The 17,575-nt window shown below is 44.9% G+C and carries 12 protein-coding genes; 2 read left to right on the forward strand and 10 right to left on the reverse strand.

From position 1 onward, the window contains the following. Positions 1 to 265 precede the first annotated feature (265 nt). A complete protein-coding gene (locus tag BVG16_RS25815; RefSeq protein WP_078501439.1) occupies positions 266 to 1,474 on the forward strand; it encodes an IS110 family RNA-guided transposase in 1,209 nt (402 codons plus the stop codon). A 162-nt stretch (positions 1,475 to 1,636) separates the two neighbouring features. On the opposite strand, the gene BVG16_RS25820 is transcribed toward BVG16_RS25815, so the two are convergent. The 7 genes from BVG16_RS25820 to BVG16_RS25850 form a co-directional block, all read right to left on the reverse strand. After that, positions 1,637 to 2,083 carry an oxidoreductase gene (locus BVG16_RS25820; RefSeq protein WP_078502087.1) on the reverse strand — a complete coding sequence of 149 codons (447 nt, stop codon included), beginning with the start codon at positions 2,081 to 2,083 and terminating at the stop codon, positions 1,637 to 1,639. A gap of 229 nt (positions 2,084 to 2,312) precedes the next feature. Then, complete coding sequence (locus tag BVG16_RS25825; protein ID WP_078502088.1) at positions 2,313 to 3,356, reverse strand: acyltransferase family protein; 1,044 nt, start codon at positions 3,354 to 3,356, stop codon at positions 2,313 to 2,315. A gap of 123 nt (positions 3,357 to 3,479) precedes the next feature. Further along, positions 3,480 to 5,045: a sigma-70 family RNA polymerase sigma factor gene (locus BVG16_RS25830; protein WP_078502089.1), complete on the reverse strand. Its 1,566-nt coding sequence runs from the start codon at positions 5,043 to 5,045 to the stop codon at positions 3,480 to 3,482. A gap of 163 nt (positions 5,046 to 5,208) precedes the next feature. Next, positions 5,209 to 7,314 carry a peptidoglycan D,D-transpeptidase FtsI family protein gene (locus BVG16_RS25835; protein ID WP_078502090.1) on the reverse strand — a complete coding sequence of 702 codons (2,106 nt, stop codon included), beginning with the start codon at positions 7,312 to 7,314 and terminating at the stop codon, positions 5,209 to 5,211. 144 nt (positions 7,315 to 7,458) lie between these two features. Then, positions 7,459 to 8,166, reverse strand: coding sequence for an SDR family oxidoreductase (locus BVG16_RS25840; RefSeq protein WP_078502091.1), 708 nt, complete (start codon positions 8,164 to 8,166; stop codon positions 7,459 to 7,461). Positions 8,167 to 8,247: 81 nt separating this feature from the next. Further along, positions 8,248 to 11,316, reverse strand: a complete 3,069-nt coding sequence (locus BVG16_RS25845; protein ID WP_078502092.1) for an ATP-binding protein — start codon at positions 11,314 to 11,316, stop codon at positions 8,248 to 8,250. 56 nt (positions 11,317 to 11,372) lie between these two features. Then, positions 11,373 to 12,500: an aminopeptidase gene (locus BVG16_RS25850; protein WP_078502093.1), complete on the reverse strand. Its 1,128-nt coding sequence runs from the start codon at positions 12,498 to 12,500 to the stop codon at positions 11,373 to 11,375. Positions 12,501 to 12,640: 140 nt separating this feature from the next. On the opposite strand from BVG16_RS25850, the gene BVG16_RS25855 reads away from it, so the two are divergent. Next, positions 12,641 to 13,873: an RNA polymerase sigma factor gene (locus BVG16_RS25855; RefSeq protein WP_078502094.1), complete on the forward strand. Its 1,233-nt coding sequence runs from the start codon at positions 12,641 to 12,643 to the stop codon at positions 13,871 to 13,873. Here BVG16_RS25855 and BVG16_RS25860 read toward each other — a convergent pair. The 3 genes from BVG16_RS25860 to BVG16_RS25870 form a co-directional block, all read right to left on the reverse strand. Further along, positions 13,851 to 14,573, reverse strand: coding sequence for an AAA family ATPase (locus BVG16_RS25860; RefSeq protein ID WP_144027496.1), 723 nt, complete (start codon positions 14,571 to 14,573; stop codon positions 13,851 to 13,853). The two genes, BVG16_RS25855 and BVG16_RS25860, sit on opposite strands and share 23 nt — an antisense overlap. Positions 14,574 to 14,773: 200 nt before the next feature. Next, positions 14,774 to 16,204 carry an amino acid permease gene (locus BVG16_RS25865; RefSeq protein WP_078502096.1) on the reverse strand — a complete coding sequence of 477 codons (1,431 nt, stop codon included), beginning with the start codon at positions 16,202 to 16,204 and terminating at the stop codon, positions 14,774 to 14,776. A gap of 101 nt (positions 16,205 to 16,305) precedes the next feature. Continuing rightward, entirely contained in the window at positions 16,306 to 17,574 is a 1,269-nt protein-coding gene (locus BVG16_RS25870) for an MFS transporter (RefSeq protein ID WP_158081795.1), read from the reverse strand. Position 17,575 lies beyond the last annotated feature (1 nt).

Below are 17,575 nucleotides of genomic sequence, written 5' to 3' on the forward strand. Positions count from 1 at the left end.
STRCSSATNDATACTNTRYCHNAGCDGGTGTTGGTATATTAAGCTCATCCCAGTTCATCGGGGATGAGCTTTTCTTTTATACTTAAAAGATTAGCACTGGGTTAAGAACGAATGTGGTGTTGGGACTTAGATCTCGTCACATAAAGTGTTTCAGCCCTAGCAATGTTCATACCCCGATTTAGCTGGTTGGGCCTAGAGCCCGTATCACCGTGCCAACCTGTGGAGAGCATTTGTTTTGGGTCCTAGTGTCATCCAAGGAGGTCATATGAATCAACCTGTTTTAAGTATCGATATTGCGAAGGGGAAGAGCGTTGCCGCTGCCTTCACTTCCTATGGCGTACAAGTGAAAAAGCCCTTCTCTTTCTCCCATTCACCTGATCATGTTTCGTCATTGCTTTCAGTTCTTGTTCAGCTTGAAGAATCTACAACGCTGCGACCAACTGTCGTTATGGAGGCGACTGGTAATTATTCGAAGCCTATTGCTTCTTTCTTTTTCTCGCACGGGTATCCCGTTTTCTTGTTAAACCCCTTAACGACTCATGAGCTCAAAAAGCGCTCTACTCGTAAGGTAAAGACCGATCCTATTGATGCAATTCGAATTGCTAATGCATTCTATTTAGGGGAAGGTACGCCAATCATGCCAATGGATGAAAAGGTCACTGAACTACGGTTTCTCTGTCGCCAACATGCCCAATGGAAAGCTCTTCTTGGTGAAGTTCAGCTGCAATTCCGTTCCATTCTGGATTTGGCTTTTCCGGGCTATGACAAGGCTTTTCAGAACATTTTCAACCCTTCATCCATTCAGCTTCTCACTAAATTCCCTTCCCCCTCAGCTTTACTGACTGCGGACAAAGAGGACGTATTAACCATTCTTATGCTGAATCGAAGAGGTCGTACTTGGAATGAAGATAAATACGCGCAGCTTCTGGGAATTGCGCGGAGTAGCCTTCCTGATCCGTGTGGATCTCAGGCGCATATATTTGCAATGCAGAATTTCATAGGGTTATTCAAGGCTTACCAAGAAGGAATTACAGCACTCGAAAAACAAATGGAATCCTTAGTTCAAGAATCTTCTGCCTACCACCTACTACGATCGATCCCTGGGGTGGGGCCGATTACTGCGGCAATGATTCACGCTGAAATTGGGGACATAAAAAGGTTCCCTTCCGTGAAACAGTTGACCGCTTTTGCAGGGCTGGATTCATCTGTTTACGAGTCAGGAACCTTTAAAGCAAACCAGAATCGTATCTCAAAACGGGGCTCTGCATATCTCCGTACAGCGCTCTACCAAGCAACAGTTGGGGGTATCTCAAAGCAAATCCACGGCCCTCGAAATCCGATTCTATGGCAATATTACCAGCAAAAACGACTTGAAGGCAAACCTGCCAAAGTTGCCATTGTGGCGACTTCAAACAAGCTTTTGCGCATGATTTACGGAATTTTGAGTAACGACGCGCCCTTTCAGAGCAAATAACGGATATTAATAGTTATATTTTACCATTAACTCGCTTCTTGCAGTAGGCTTATTTGAGTCTGCATTCTTTGGAGTTCTGAAATCTTAAATCTGTTGAATCTTGACTTTGATTAGCTGGTTTATGTGAAGTCCCTACCTTCTTCGAAATAACTACTCAAAATATTATTGAATTCCTGCAGTTCCAAACGTTTTGTTAATTGTTTTTTCATAATCTTCCCATTCAAAATAAAATGGTCCTATATTAATTGCTTTATTGTCTGGTTCTAATTTGAAATCCCGCCAGATAACAAGATTTTCTTCCCTCTCAATAAATACCGAAATAAATCCACATTCTTCATCACCGCACCATGGACAAACTAGAATGGGAAATCTGTAGTATAAATATGGATGTGTTTGTTTCAGTAAAAAATAATCAACCATTTGTCTTTGATATTCTTCACTTCCCCACCCAAGGGACGGAACTAAATCATATTTCTTAAGCATGTGGTAAAGTGATATATCATCAATAATTAAATCTGCAAACATAGTATTTTTATTTCCTTCTTTATCTGGATCTGTATCCGTATAGCGACAAGCAGGTAATGTTCGTAAGTAGTTCATGGGTTTCATTTTTCTCCTTTTATCTTGTAGGGATTTCACATAACGTCCCTGTATTCACGAACCCGAGAACCTTAAAGCGATAAAGTCGCCGGTCGCGACTGCGGTTAGGTTCGCAGGGTTGTCCGCCTGATTCCTCTTCTCCGAATCGCCTCTGGCTGACCGAGGGCCGTATGGCCCGAAGCATGAATACGTTGTTATCGGAAGTTATTACCTACTTTGAATCACTATCAAACTATCCCTACAATACTTTATTAATATAAGGAATTTTTCTAATAAGAAAGTGACTGATTGAAAAACTCACTGAAATCCCCAATCCAGTAACTAAAATAAACCGAAAATATGCGGATACAGGAATAGATTCAACGAGGTATTGTAATATTACAACCACTGGTACATGTATGATGTAAACAGTAAATGCGTTCAAAGATAATATTCGTAATAAAGCATTGGATTTTTTTCCAATTCGTTGGAATAGGAATATTAATCCTATGCTCATTCCCATACACAGGAATGATTCAATAAAGGAATATTGTAGACTTCCGAAATTCAATCCTCCAGGTTGAAAAGAAGTTACCCATCCAGAATAAGCCACGGAGGCAAGTACAAACCCAATTATGGTCCATAATATTCCTATGACTTTAGGAATTCGAACAATCCAATTATTTTTTGCTCCCACTAATCCTATAATAAAGAAACATATATATTGAGGGACATGGGCGAACTCGGTTTGAATAATCCAGATAAATCCAATCCAATGATCAATAGGATACCAAATTCGTATTATAAACGTCACCAATGCGACAAAAACAGTGAAGAGAAAAATTACATAAAAACTCGGAAATGGTTTATACACGTATTGTCTTGAATGCCTAGGCTTCAGCAAATATGATTGAACTAATGCAAAAATAATTACATAAATCAACAGATGTTGAAGAAACCATAAATGTCCAAAATTAATCACTGGCCAAGAAAATGGTATTAACAAAAAGAATCCAATTATCAAGGGAATACCCAATCGAATAGTTCGCTCTCTTAAAAAGCATCCTAAGCCTTTCTTCTCAAGAGATGCTGGAACAAAGTACGCAGATATTAGGAAAAATAGACTCATGAAAAATGCGGCATTTACAGCAAAAAAAGAACCTAAACCCGGTGAATCATCTGTTGTGAAATACCACCATCCGTTTGATCCCCCATATGGTTGCCCAGCATGATGTGAAACAACCAGCATAATTAAAAATACTTTCAAATTATCCATGAAGTTGATGCGATCTTTCACAGTCATCTAAATCAATTCCCCCTTGGAATACAACTTTTAAGTTTTGTAAGAATTTCCGATAACGTCTTATTCACGAACTTCGCAAATTTCCATGTGTAGGGTATTCGTCGAAACTTTTGAACCCTTCCCTTAGTCCATGCTAACGATCCTTTGTTCCGCTACATCCCATCGCCACGGAACCGAATTCCCGCGCAGATGGATACCGCCATACCACTCGTCAATCCCATTCTTAACGACTCGATCTTCTTGTCCTTCCAGCATGTGTCGACCCATCTCCGTCAGAACAACATGACAGTGGCGAAAAGACGAAGGCATATTTTTGTAGTCTGGAAAAGTATCCAGCCCTTCGATATGCAGCAGCGGATAGAGCCCTTGTGTCATCTTCGACAAACTATGCCAATACTGAAGATCACCCATCCCGAGATCATTTAAGTGATTGCCTACCTGCTTGAATAAGTCCAGCGGATTATTCACGCCGTTATCCACCTTCTCCAATGTGGTCTGCTCAATGACACCAAGTCCATTATATGTAGAAGGCAGCCGGGATAAATGCAGTTGAAACGCATCATGAACGAATGGCAAGGCAGACGTATCCCCTTGTAAAATCTCTGCCAGCTGCAACGGATCTGAAGCAGCATAAGCCTCCCATACCGCGCTTCCGAGACGAAGCTCATCCTCACCTACCGTTTGCCAGGTCCCTGATAAGGTTTCCATTTGTTCAACGGATAACTGGCCAAGCCCCCGGAACAATTCGATCCCTGGATAAGAGCCGATACACAATAAGCTGAGCTTGGTCCGACCTAGAGGACGCTGGGCGAACCAATGCAATAAATAACAGAGCATCGTCTGATCGAACAGGTCATGTTCGAACCATAACACGACTTCCTCGTAGTTCTGGAAATCAGCTAGCGTTTGTTCTTGTGCAGTACATCCACGTATATATTCTGCGCTTGGAATCCCCAAGCTGTGCTCCAAGTATTGCGCGCGAACCGATCGATTTGCGAATTGCGCCGGGTCTACAAAGATGGGGCCTTCGGGGAAAACCTCTCTCCATACAAGTACATCCCCCTGCACGATTCCTTGCCTTAGCTTGTCTGCAACGAAATCACCGTTAACGATATGAAGCATTTGTTTTCCTCCTTCGTAGAGATCCTTGAACACCGAGACGAAATCGGCCACCGGAAGCGTACCCTTCAATTTGCTGCGCGCGTCGAACAGCCGTTTTTTTAATGCAGAGACCGGGGTACCTACATACGCTGAGATTTCCTGAAGAGAGTACCCATGAAAATAAAACAACTGAACCGCGATGCGCATGTTGGACGATAAAGCCGAGATAGAATCATGCAAAATCTGCTGCATTTCCTTTCGTTCAACCACTTCCGATACATCTAGAAAAGTGCTAGCCGTTTGCGCGGCTTCTTGAATCGATACGATCTGCGGCTGCCTCCCGCGCAAGACACGATAACTTTGACGGATCACGATCGTCTTGAACCAGCCGGGAAAAGCTTCCGCTTGTTGTAATTGACTCAAATGAATGAACGCTTCCGCAAAGGACTCTTGCACGACATCCTCTGCTAAATGTGCATCTCGTAATTTTTCATACGCTACCGTGTACGCCATGGCTGTAAATTGCCGGACAAGTTGATGAAAGGCTTCTTGGTCCCCTTGTTTTGCTTGTTCCACCCAGTGTAACACGTTACTCCCCTCCTCTTGTCTGTGTTCTATATATAAGTGCCGAAAAAGCACATAAAGGTTACGGATGGCTAGAAGGATAAAGATGTAGCTCTACAAACATGGGAAGGCCGTCGACTTTATCGACAGCCTAAATAACATTTATTTTGATTTGTCGTCCAGATGATTATGGGGTATTTGTTGAATTCGATGGTTTATTCCCGGTGTTCTGATTCGGATTCGTAACGGGCGCCATTTTCTTCGTAGGCTGTTTCGGTACCCCGTCCAACCCAATCTCCGCATCATAGGCATCAAAGATTTGACGAGCAATCGGAGCCGCCGACCGGCCTCCGTAACCCCCCTCCGGTACGACAACGGCAACGGCTAGCACCGGATTGTCTGCAGGAGCATAGGCTATAAACACCGCATTCTCGACCATAGCTCCTCCGCTCACGGTTTGCTGGGACGTACCTGTTTTACGATTGTACTTATAAGGGAATCCCTCGAACCCATCCACGGGAACTTTGCTCATCCCAGCCTCGATTGTATTCCAATACGAATCGTTAAATTTCACTTTATTCAGAACTTCGGGTTGAAAGGACTTCAAGACCTTCCCGTTAATGTCCCGAATTTCTTTCACGAATTGCGGCTTCATCCGTATCCCGCGGTTCGCGAGCACCGTCGCGTATTGCGCTAGCTGTAATGTCGTGTACCGACCTTGTTGTCCAAAAGATGCATAGACCAGCGCCGACTGTAGACTATCTTTGGCCGCCGAGTTAAAGTAATCTATGATTCCTGCATTCTCGTTCAACAGACCGCTGCCGGTAACGACCCCCAGCCCGAACTCCTTCATGTAGTCATCCCATTTATTGACGCCTTTCATGCCGTCCCGCATATATAGCTTGTTCCCCACCATTTCGGCCATAAAGACATTCGATGATCTCTCAATCGCGCTAGACGCCGTAATCTCGCCATTGGCTCGACTGGACGCATTGCGTACTCTTGCTTCCGATCCTGCTTTCCCGTAAATGAACATCCCACGGTCGGGATATTTCGTACGCGCGGTGAACAAATTCTCCTGCAGCCCAACGAGTACCGTTAAGGGCTTAATCACCGACCCTAAATATACAATGGAAGAGGGATGTTTATTCTGCTCCTCTTTGGTCGCATACTTCTGAGATACAGATCGAATCGTACCATTCACATAACGTGTTTCAATATCCTTATATTCTTCATTACTGATTTTGCCGCCGCGCCAAATATTCGGATCGTAATCCGGCATGCTGGCCATCGCTACGATATTCCCCGTCTTCACTTCCATCGCAACCGCGTAGCCCGCGTGCGCATTCGGCTTAAAGCCAACGGCACTGGAGGCATTCGCATTAATACGTTGAATTCCAGCCATGATGGCGTCCTCTGTCTTCATTTGGACTTGCTTATGTATTGTTAAAAATAGATTATTGCCTTTCTCAGGCTTCGTCAATTCCATGGGACCGATAACACGATTCGCATTATTGACCGGAAATGTCTTAATGCCGTTCTTACCGCGTAATTCATTCTGGAACATATACTCAATCCCATCGAAGCCAACATCTTCATTCGGTAAATATTTCTCATCTTTTTCCTTATTAGATTCCTCGATTTTACGATAATAATCCAGACCGCCCTCCGGATTGATTGCCGATTTATATTTTTTCAAATAGCCGATTAATTGGACCGCAATCGTATCTTCGGAATAGTTACGAATACTCTCTTCAACGACCTCAATGCCCGGGAACTCTGTTTTATGCTGCATGAAATAAGAGATTTCCGCTTGGGTTAATCCCGATTTAATCCGACGCGGTACAAACCCGTAATTCAATCTTGAATCCACGTCCATTTGATTCCAAATATCCTCTTGGGTCATCGCAGGTATGTTCGGATCGCCGTAGGTATCAAACCCTTCTTTCATTTTCAAAATTAGTTCATTCAGTTCCGGAATATTGCTCTCTTTCGAATAATCTTTGGATAATGTGAATTGAAGCGATTGTGTTGACGTCGAATAGGCAATCGTCTCTCCATCCCGATCAAAGATCGATCCGCGAATAGGCGGGATGGGAACATCGCGGTACCGCATTTCGTTCGCTTTGGCTTTTAATTCCGGGCCTTCGACGAACTGCAGAATTGCTAGTCTCACAATGAGCGCTGTAAATACGATAAATGACATAAAAAAGAATAGATTTAAGCGCAAGGATAAACTTCGTTGATTGGTAATTTCACGTTTTTGTGGATCATCCAGCGGAAAATTTCCCATAGTCACAAGACCCTTTCATTATCAATTTATCCATCAACTTCCAACCTAGTGTACCATAATCTAATCTTTCCGTGTCCCATAATTTTACTTTCTTCCGATGAAAAAACGCCTCGATTTCTCGAGACGTTAGCAAACCTGTGTATGTTATTTCACGACGTCAGGGCAGGTCAATGACTTCCCATTATCTTCGGATGTAAGACTCAGGATATAGGGTACGGCGATCCGAGACCATTCCTCTGGCGCTTTGGAATCTGCAAGATATTGCGGACCGCAGGCTTCAAGCATCGCCGTGCGGATACCCCCTCCAGGATCTAATGCAACTGCTGCCATCGATGGCGGTAATTCCAAAGCCATAGATTGCGTTAACCCCTCGATTGCAAATTTAGATGCGCAATAAGGAGCCAGCCCGGCTTCACCCGCCCTCCCCCAACTTGAGCTAATATTAATAATAATTCCTTTCTCATCCCTCATCATCGCTGGCACGAATGCTCGGATGACATTCACGGCACCCTCAACGTTAACTCGCATGACTTGGGCGAATTCTTGGTTAGAAATATCCCAAATGGGTGCATTTCGATTCACGGCCGATGCATTATTGATCAGAAGATCGGGAGGCCCGAAACGTTGCAAGGTATCCTCGGCCCATTTCATCACGGCTTGTTCATCTGTAACATCAGCCGTCTCCAGCATATGGCGTCGATCGAATTGTTCCCGAAGCCGTGCCATCCCTGCGTCCGACCGACCGCACCCCGCGATCGTCCATCCAAGATGATCGAACCGATCCAGCATCGCTCGCCCTAACCCTTGGGTTACGCCGGTGATAACAACCAATTTCTTTTCCTTATTCGTCATATATGTAAGTCCCTCCGCGTGGCTCATTTCATGATTCATTCTATTTCTCGCTTAATCTATTATTTGTTGTACGTTCTATTCTTATCTTTTGACCCAAAAGGTAACGGTTGTGCCATGACCGATGGCGCTATGTATATGAAGGCCTCTGCCATACAACTGCTTCACCCGTTGATTCGTATTGAGCAATCCGATACCCGACCTTCGTTCCTGAGGCTTGTCCAGCAAATGCTCCAGTGTATTCCGGTCCATCCCTATCCCGTTATCCGTCACGGATATTTCAACATATTGCCCCTCGTTCCGGATCCGAATCCATAACTTGCCTCCATACGGCTGCTTCGAAATCCCGTGTCGAACCGCATTCTCTACGATCGGCTGAATGGATAGCGGAGGAATCTCAAGTTGAAGCCCTTCATCCACTTCCCAAATAACTTCGAGCCGATCTCCAAAGCGCTCTTGTTCAATCCATAAATATGCGCGGACCAAATCAAGCTCATGATCCAGCGAAATCATCTGTTCGGCGTTCTGGAAATCGAAGCTTGTTCTTAGATAATCAGCAAATGCATGAAGCAGGTTCCGCATGCGGTCCAGATCGATATCGCTCAGCGCGATCACTGCATTTAACGTGTTGAATAGAAAATGAGGCTGGATTTGAGACTGTAGCCATGCCGCTTCCATCCTTAACCGCTCGCGTACCGATTTCTTAATCCCCGTAAGCGATCGAACCCGGCTTCGCAATTCAGCGGCATCCACCGGCTTGGTCACGTAATCGTTCGCACCGGACAGGAAACCCGCTTCTACATCTTCCATGCGGCTGCGCGCAGTTAAGAGTAAAATGGGCAGCTCCGTCATGGAATATCGCTCGCGGATCGCGCGGGACAGCTCGTAACCCGACATGTGCGGCATCATCACGTCGGCGATGATCAAATCCCATTCCCTCGTATCCAGCATACCTAGTGCATCTTGCGCGCTGGTAGAGATAACGATATCATAATGCTCTGCGGGTAGAACACTTTCCAAGATATTCAGGTTAATCGGATCATCATCGACAGCCAAGATATGCGGTCGATCCGGAGCAAGCGTAGTACTCGGCTCGACGACGTTCATAGACATGGCCGCTGCCGTTTCCTGATAGACGATAGGCACTGAAGCCTGCTGCACCGATGCTGCGTAATCATTAGAACCATTCGATAGCGGGAGCGTAAATGTGAATGACGAGCCTTCGCCTGGTACAGAACGAACCGTGACCGTCCCCTGATGCAGCTCAACCAGTTGCTTGGTAATGCTTAATCCGAGCCCTAGCCCGCTGGCTCTGACCATATTGTTGGTATTCCCCTGCTCGTAGGACTCAAAAATTATTTGCTGCGTATCCTCGTCGATCCCGATACCCGTATCCGTAACCGAAATGTAAGCCAGGTTTCCTTTACATTCCGCCTCCACCGTAATCGTTCCTTGTTCCGTAAATTTCGCCGCATTGTGGAGCAGATTGAACATAACCTGAATGATTCGGTTCTCATCCGCACTCACTGCCGGTAATGTCTCCGGGATTCGGTTGACAAGCCTGACATCCTTCCCTTCCATCATCACGCTAATCATGTCCAGCACGCCTGATGCAACGGATTGAATCCTGAGTTCAACCACATGCAGCCGGACGGTGCTATCCTTCAGGCGAGTAATGTCCAGCAAGTCATTCAACAAGTAAGACATCTTTTTGCCAATGGAAAGAAGCAATCGCAACTGCTCGCGATTTTTCTCGGCGTCTGCGATGTGATCGCGTTCAAGTACGGTTTGAGCTATCGTAAGAATACCATGCAATGGATTTCTTAGTTCATGCGAGGTATTTACCAAAAAGTCATCTTTCTGTTTGTCCGCTTTCTGCAGTTGTTCGGCAAGCTTCGCCGTTTGTGCAGCGCTTCGGAAATAACGCTTGAACCAGAATAACGAAAAAACGACAAAGCCTACGACCATATCGATCGGATAATATCCCATCTCCATCCAGCCCGTATTTTTGATGATACCCCAGATGACATTGGCCGTAAAAGCCGTTGCCCCTAACAATAAATAAATGGCGTCCGTGTTGCCCTTCCGAAGCGCACGAAGCGCACCTGTCGGTACAACCAAAAAAGGGATGATAATCATGAGCATATGGATCATATCCGCGAACATGATCGTATTGACGGGCAACAACAGGGCGAAAACGGCAAAAATAATGCAGGCAATCGAATAGATCCGCAATCCCTGGCGGCTTCGCTCTGTGAACTCCTCCGGCATCAGCTGCCGAGCATAATGAAATAAAAATAAAGCCACGCCCAGAAAAGATAAATAATAGAGTTTGTACATCCATTCGTATGTAATTGGCAACCAAACTAATAAGAGCCGATCATCATCGATAAGAATCGCAATGATTGCGCACACGATCAAGCATGCAAAATATAGCAAAGCTTTCTGTCGAACACCTAGGAGATATAGAAGGATGGTATACAAGGCATGCAGGAAAAGGATGAGGCATACCGCGAGCTGTGTTGCATTGGAAAACCACACCACCTTGTTAATGGCATGTTCACTGCCCAACTTCACCGGCCAGAATAATCCTCCCGCCATGCGATCATCGTAATTGGCGATATGTATCACAATTTCGATCTCGCTGCGATCGGTTGTAAATGAAGCCGTATATGGAACGTTGCGAGCGATATAGGAGTAAGCATGAGATGTAGGCGCTCCTGCGTTCGCTAGCAATCGACCGTTCACCAACAATTCCGACGAGGAGGGAATGCTTGGCATGCGAATCGCATAAAGACGATCTTTGTCCGGGGTAACCTGTATTTTCAGGCGGTAAGAGCCATAACCGAACATCGGATCCTTCGTATTAGATAATGCGTCGCCCCAATGACCTGGCACTTGAAGCATGATTTTTTCTTGATTTACATACGTCGTCTCTTGACTCGGATTCAAAAAGTGATGCGGGTAAAACTCCCATTGGCCATTCAATGAGAGTACCCGATCCGACGAGAAGTCCCAGTCACGCAGATCGATTTGTCCTTGAACCGCGTTCCGATGCTCCTGCGGGGCGGATAGAAATACCCAAACCAATCGGATGCTTATAAGAGATAGTAGAAAAATACTGATAATGAGAAAAGTTTTTTTCATTGTCATAATATCGATATCGTATCGGGTGCTAGATAAGCTGTCAAGCAATCATGAGAAAGAAATCATGCCCTTCCCGTACCATCGCTGTGCGAAGGATTCAACCCCTGAAGCTCCTTGGGCAGGAAATATCCATCCTCGCGAATTAGTACATCATCGAACCAGATTTGCCCCCCTCCATATTCCTTTCGCTGGATATAGACGATGTCCCAATGGATGGAGGAAAGGTTCGCGCCCTGACACTGAATCGGAGAAGTGCCTATCGCTAGATGAATGCTCCCCCATATTTTTTCATCGAACAATATATCATTCATCGGTTTGCTGATATATGGGTTAAGGCCGATACCAAATTCACCGACATATCTGGCTCCTTCATCAACATTCAGAATCTCCAGTAATTTCGCGGTATCGTTCGATCTAGCATCAACGATTTTACCCTCATGAAAGGTTAATACGATATGTTCAAATGTTGTTCCTCTGAAATGAACGGCGGTATTAAAGCTAATTACACCGTTGATGGAATACTTGTTAGGAATGCTAAAGACCTCCCCATCAGGGAGATTCTGCAAACCTGCGTCTTTTTGGACTGGCATTCCTTTTATCGACAATGTCAAATCCGTCCCTTCCCCCTTAATCCTTACTTTATCGGTTCGATTTAAGAAAAGAACCAAGTTATCCATTTGGTCAGAGAGTGCGGAATAATCTAAATTACATACGCTATAGTAATAATCCTCAAATGCTTCGGTTGACATTTTCGCTCGTTGAGCAGCTGCTTGATTCGGATAACTAAGAATACACCATTTCGTTTTTTCCCATCGAGGGGCATGAACAATATGATAATAATCTTTCCAATACTGATCTATGTTCTCTGCAGGAACATCGACCAATTCGCTGTCATTGGTATCAGCGCGAATCAATACATAAGCATCCATATCATTCATCCGATAGTAATCATACGAGGCCAAACTTTGGAGATGTTCCAATGAACTGTGTATCAATTGGGTCCGCAGAATATCCTTATCTATGAATACAACAAAAGGGTATCCTCCCACCTTATAGGCTTCTTGTACGATTTCTTTAGCCAAGATTTGATCATGGCCTTCAACTTCAATTAACAACTTTTCGCCCTTCTGAAGATTTATTGAATATGTAACCACATTCCTCGCCAATTGTGCCATTCTTGAGTCTTTCATGATATGCCTCCTAGAATTTATGCCTTATATCAAATTAGACACATGAAGCATTCAAAAAGCTACAAAACTGCGAAAATGATGTGGCTATTTGAGTTTTCTTCGTGTCTAATAAAGATGAGAAGATAGAGGAGGCTCTATTAATGTCAATCATCCACCATAATATAGAAGACATATATGAGCAATATTATGATCGGTTAAGAAGATTCCTTACGTTAAAAACGGACACTCAAATGGCGGAGGATATCACGCAACAAACGTTCGTGAAGGTGATCGAAAATATCCATTCGTTTCGAGGGGAATCAAGCTTATTTACATGGATATGTACGATTGGTAACAACATCTTGAGGAACGAGTTGCGGAGAAAATACCACACGCAAGAGTTCAATATGGATATGTATCCACATGAACACCGGTTTATATCTGTTGATTTTACCAATAATGTCGAGATTCGAATGGATATTCACAATGCACTACAACGTTTACATCGTATTGATCGCGAAGTGATCTCATTGCACTTGGATATCGGTTGTACGTTCAAAGAAATATCCGAACTCATGGGGATACGGATGAGCACAGCCAAAAATCGATTTTACAGAGCCTTGAACAAACTTAGAAAAGATCTTGAAGATAAGGATGTTAGACATTTGATGTCGATCATCGATTACATATCCGTGGTTAATAAAGGAACTGCCGCCATCGATCATAGCAGGAATGATCAGGAGAAAGTGTTGCGAGATATTATCTCCGAACTTAAAACAAATGTCGAGCGGATCCATACCCGGGTAAGGCATCAACCAACCAAAAGAGTGACGATTGAAATTTATCCGAATCTCCCATCCTTCCATATCGCAGTCGGGGAACCCGATGCCCCCGCTTGGTTCATGGGCATGATTGAAGAAGATACAATTAAAATTGCTTCACCTTTGGACCCTGGTCCGGAACATACTTACGAATCTATTATTAAATCAACAATTCATTTGTATACGATGTGGTTAGTCAAGGACATCAATCCCAAAGCTCCTAAATGGTTATATCAAGGTCTTGGGGGCTATGAAGCCAGGCTTATGACAGAAGATCATATTAGAGACTCTATTGCCGCGTTCGTGCATCAAGGAAAGATTCCTACCTTAGAGAAGTTAGAGAATAACACTTGGGATTTCGAGACCATGAAAGGGTTCCAATATGCGTTCAAACTATCTGAATTTGTGGTTACGAGATACGGCGAAGATGCACTGAACAGAATCATCCGGGATCCCCATGATTTTGCTCGTGCATTTCAATGCTCCGCCCTAGAATTTTATGATGCGTGGGTTATCCAGCTAAAGGACACTTATCGGGATGATCATGCAATTAGCCGTTTAACAACTCGTTAAGCATCTTCTCCTTGTTATTCAGGAATTGCTTCATGATAATATAATGATCCGTCTCCTCTAATGTCCTGCTCTCGATCCCGTCTGCTGACAAGTGGTAAATCTGCGCGTCCGGATAGGCCATCAGAATGGGTGAGTGCGTAGAGATAATGAACTGAGAGTTCTTCTGCACCAATTCATGGATGCGCGATAACATCGCCATCTGCCGGAGCGGAGACAACGCCGCTTCGGGCTCGTCCAGAATATAGAGACCTTGACCGCCAAAACGATGCATAAAAGTAGCGAAGAACGACTCCCCATGGGATTGTTCATGTAACGATTTTCCTCCATAGGATTCTTTGATGGGTGGACTATAAGAATCTTCCCGATCCAATTCATCGATATTCGTGGCTATATTGTAGTAACTCTCCGCGCGAAAAAAGAAGCCGTCCCGCGGTCTCTGTACTCCGCGTACCAACCGAACATATTCATGCAGCCGGGAATGAGTCGCTTGCGTGGAGAATGTGAAATTTTGGGTTCCTCCCTCTGGATTAAAACCCCAAGCCACCGCGATCGATTCCATGAGGGTCGATTTTCCGATGCCATTCTCGCCAATGAGATACGTTACCTTGGGGTGAAACTTCAACTGATCTACATGCTGAATGGCTCCAATGTTAAACGGATATTGTTCAAAAGAAGGAATACGTTGTCTCAATAGTTCCATGTCTCTCAGATAATGACTACGTGAATGCAAAAACACGGCTCATCCCTCCAACTGCCTCGTAATTGGCCTTTTCCTTATTGGTTCTACGATATCACGAATCGATAGAAACCTCTATCACAGAGGCATCTTTCATCCAACCTGCAATGACAAAAGACGCCTCCATACTATGGAAGGCGCCCTGATGTCATATCTATTTTGGATTAGGCTCTTCGATTCCGCTTCGCAATCTGCGGCAAAATCAATCCTAACGCAATCAATAAACCAGAAGTCACGATGTTGAGCATGAACTGGAAATACCATTCCCCTGTATATGCTTCCACTTTGGGGAACATCCCCATAAAACATGCGAAGGCGGTAAATACGAAACACCACAATCCTATAATAAAACCCCAAGTTCTGTTCTTGACAAAATGATACTCCGAATGAAATTTATCCGACAGCCGCATCAAGGCCATGAAGGCCAAAAACACGAACAAATAACGGAGTGGCATGACAATGGAGTTCAAATCCAACAGCCAGTTATATAAGGAGTTCATATTCCCGATGCCCAGGGCAGGGATGATGATCAGAATCCCGACGAGAATGCCTGTCATCCAGTATCCATTCACAGGTGTTCCGCGCTGGTTCATTTTGAGTAGTGCATCCGGAATATATCTGCGATCTGCATCGCTCAACAACACCTTCAAAGGCGCGTCAATCGAAAACGCCAAGGCGGAAATCTGAGCCAATGTATTCGCGATGGCATAGAGAATCATGAACGTGTTCCCGATCCCGTAATATTGCCCTAACCTTTGGAAGGCATAATACTGTCCGTTCATTTTCAAATCCTTCGGGATATCATAGGAATTGAACATAAGCCCCATCGCGAATGATCCTAATAACGCGCAGATCGCCACCATAATCGCAAGGGTGATCATACCACGCGGGAACTCCCTCGCCGGGTTATGGGTCTGATTGACGTAAGGAGATATCTTCTCCGCCCCGCCGACGGCGAAGACCAACATCGAAATCGTGGTAAAATAGGCAAAATTAAAATCAGGGATAAACGTCTTGAACGAGATGTTCTTCGTCGCAATCTCTGCTCCTGTTATTGCAGGTGCTGTTATCGCAAGCAAAATATACAAGAGCGACATGATGAAGACGGCTAACCCTGCGATCGTACCGATACGCTTCAAGGATGTTAAGCCATACGAAGCCACCCACAGGAAAACCAAGAAGATAATCAGTGTAACCGACTGAACAGCTAACGGAGAATACCGATCGGTAAGTCCCCCGGTTCCGGTGAATGCCCACCCTAGAGCAATCAAAATGCCTTGAGGTTTTTGTGCCAAATACGGGACATGGACCACCCAATACGTCCACGCGGCAAAAAAGGCGACCGTCGGACCCATCGTCTCTTTAATCCAACTGCTCACGCCGCCTTTTCCGTCTTTAAAGGTGGAACCGAGTTGGCCTACCATCAAGGCATAGGGGATAAAATAGAGTCCGATAATGAGAATCCAGGAGGTGATGACCGTTAATCCTTGGTTCGCATAGTTATTTACAACATTTCCGAATCCCCAAACCGAGACAAAGGCGATTAGGGCGACATTATACCAACGCAATTGCTTCTGTTCTTCTGAGCTGTTCATTACGTCTTGTTAACGCTCCTCTCTGCATTTTCGCCGTTGAACCTAAGTCTAAATTTATCCTGTCCATTTTCCAATTATTTAGCCACAACAAAAAATCGGTCCTAAAAGGACCGATTCTCCAAATGGTTATGCAGTTGATGCTCTCGGAAAGATTGACGATGCAGCAATCCAATGACGCCTGCGATCAGACTTAACAACCCGCATAGCACGTAAATCGCCGAGATTCCCCATAGATCCGAGAGGACGCCAAGTCCAATTACGGAAATACCGAAGACAAAGGAAATCATCGTGTTCATGGCCGTCAAAACCTTAGGCAGCGCCTCTGCCTCTACACTTAATTGACGCATCGTGGTCACCGCTACGGTACGGATTTCCGTTAGCGGCCCCATCCATAATACGATCACAAGCGCGAGCCATGGATTGGTTACAAAACCGAATACAAGTGTTAACACCCCATACCCCATCATACCAATCATCATCGAAGCGTAACGGCTGCGATCTAGGAATTTCCCTAATGCGACAATGCCTAGTCCGCCAGCTATAGCACCGATAAAATAGGAGACGTTAATATATCCCCACCATGTATCATCTTGGTGCAGTACGGTCTTCACATAAGCCAGAAGGAACGCCCCTACCCATACAGAGCCTGCGAGCCCTTCGAGGAAATCCATAATGGCCAAAGTCCGTAGCGCTGGACGCTGCCAAATAATCACCCAACCTTCATGCAGTCTTTGCCACATCGAAGGGGATTGTTTGTCCGTAGTGGACTCTTTGTGATCTTCCGTATCGACCTTCGCAAGGTTAGGTTCTCGAACGAGACAGGTCATGACGAAGGCAATGCCATACAGGATACCTACGGCTAATAACGTCACAGGTACACCCCATAGCGAAACAATAATCGCACCGCCAGCCCAGCCTGCAACCTGTGCGATCTGGTTCGCGGTCCCAAATACACCATTTGCTTTTAATATCTGCTCACTATCCTTCAGGAGCCGAGGAATCAAGGCATTACTCGCAGGTGCGGTCCAGCCGTCTAAGAAAGCCCATATCATAATAAGTACTAGAACAATCCATAAGTTGCTCGGTGTCAGCATTAACCACGCGAATAGCGCGATGAAGGCAAATAATACGAATTGTAAAAATTGCGAGATTTTTAATAAAAAGGTTAATTTGTAGCGATCAAGCAGCAGTGGTGCAATGAGACCGCTCACACTCTGGCTCAAGACGCGAACAAGCGGAATGAGGGCGGTATAAGCAACAGAATCACTCATGTGATACATCATCGTCACAAGTGTCACGGTTGCGAATACATCCGCCAAATTCGATAGCGTCTGGCTGGAGATTAAGAATTTTACCGAACGGTGAAACACC

It is taken from the genome of Paenibacillus selenitireducens, from assembly GCF_002021565.1.
Lineage (GTDB): Bacteria > Bacillota > Bacilli > Paenibacillales > Paenibacillaceae > Paenibacillus_K > Paenibacillus_K selenitireducens.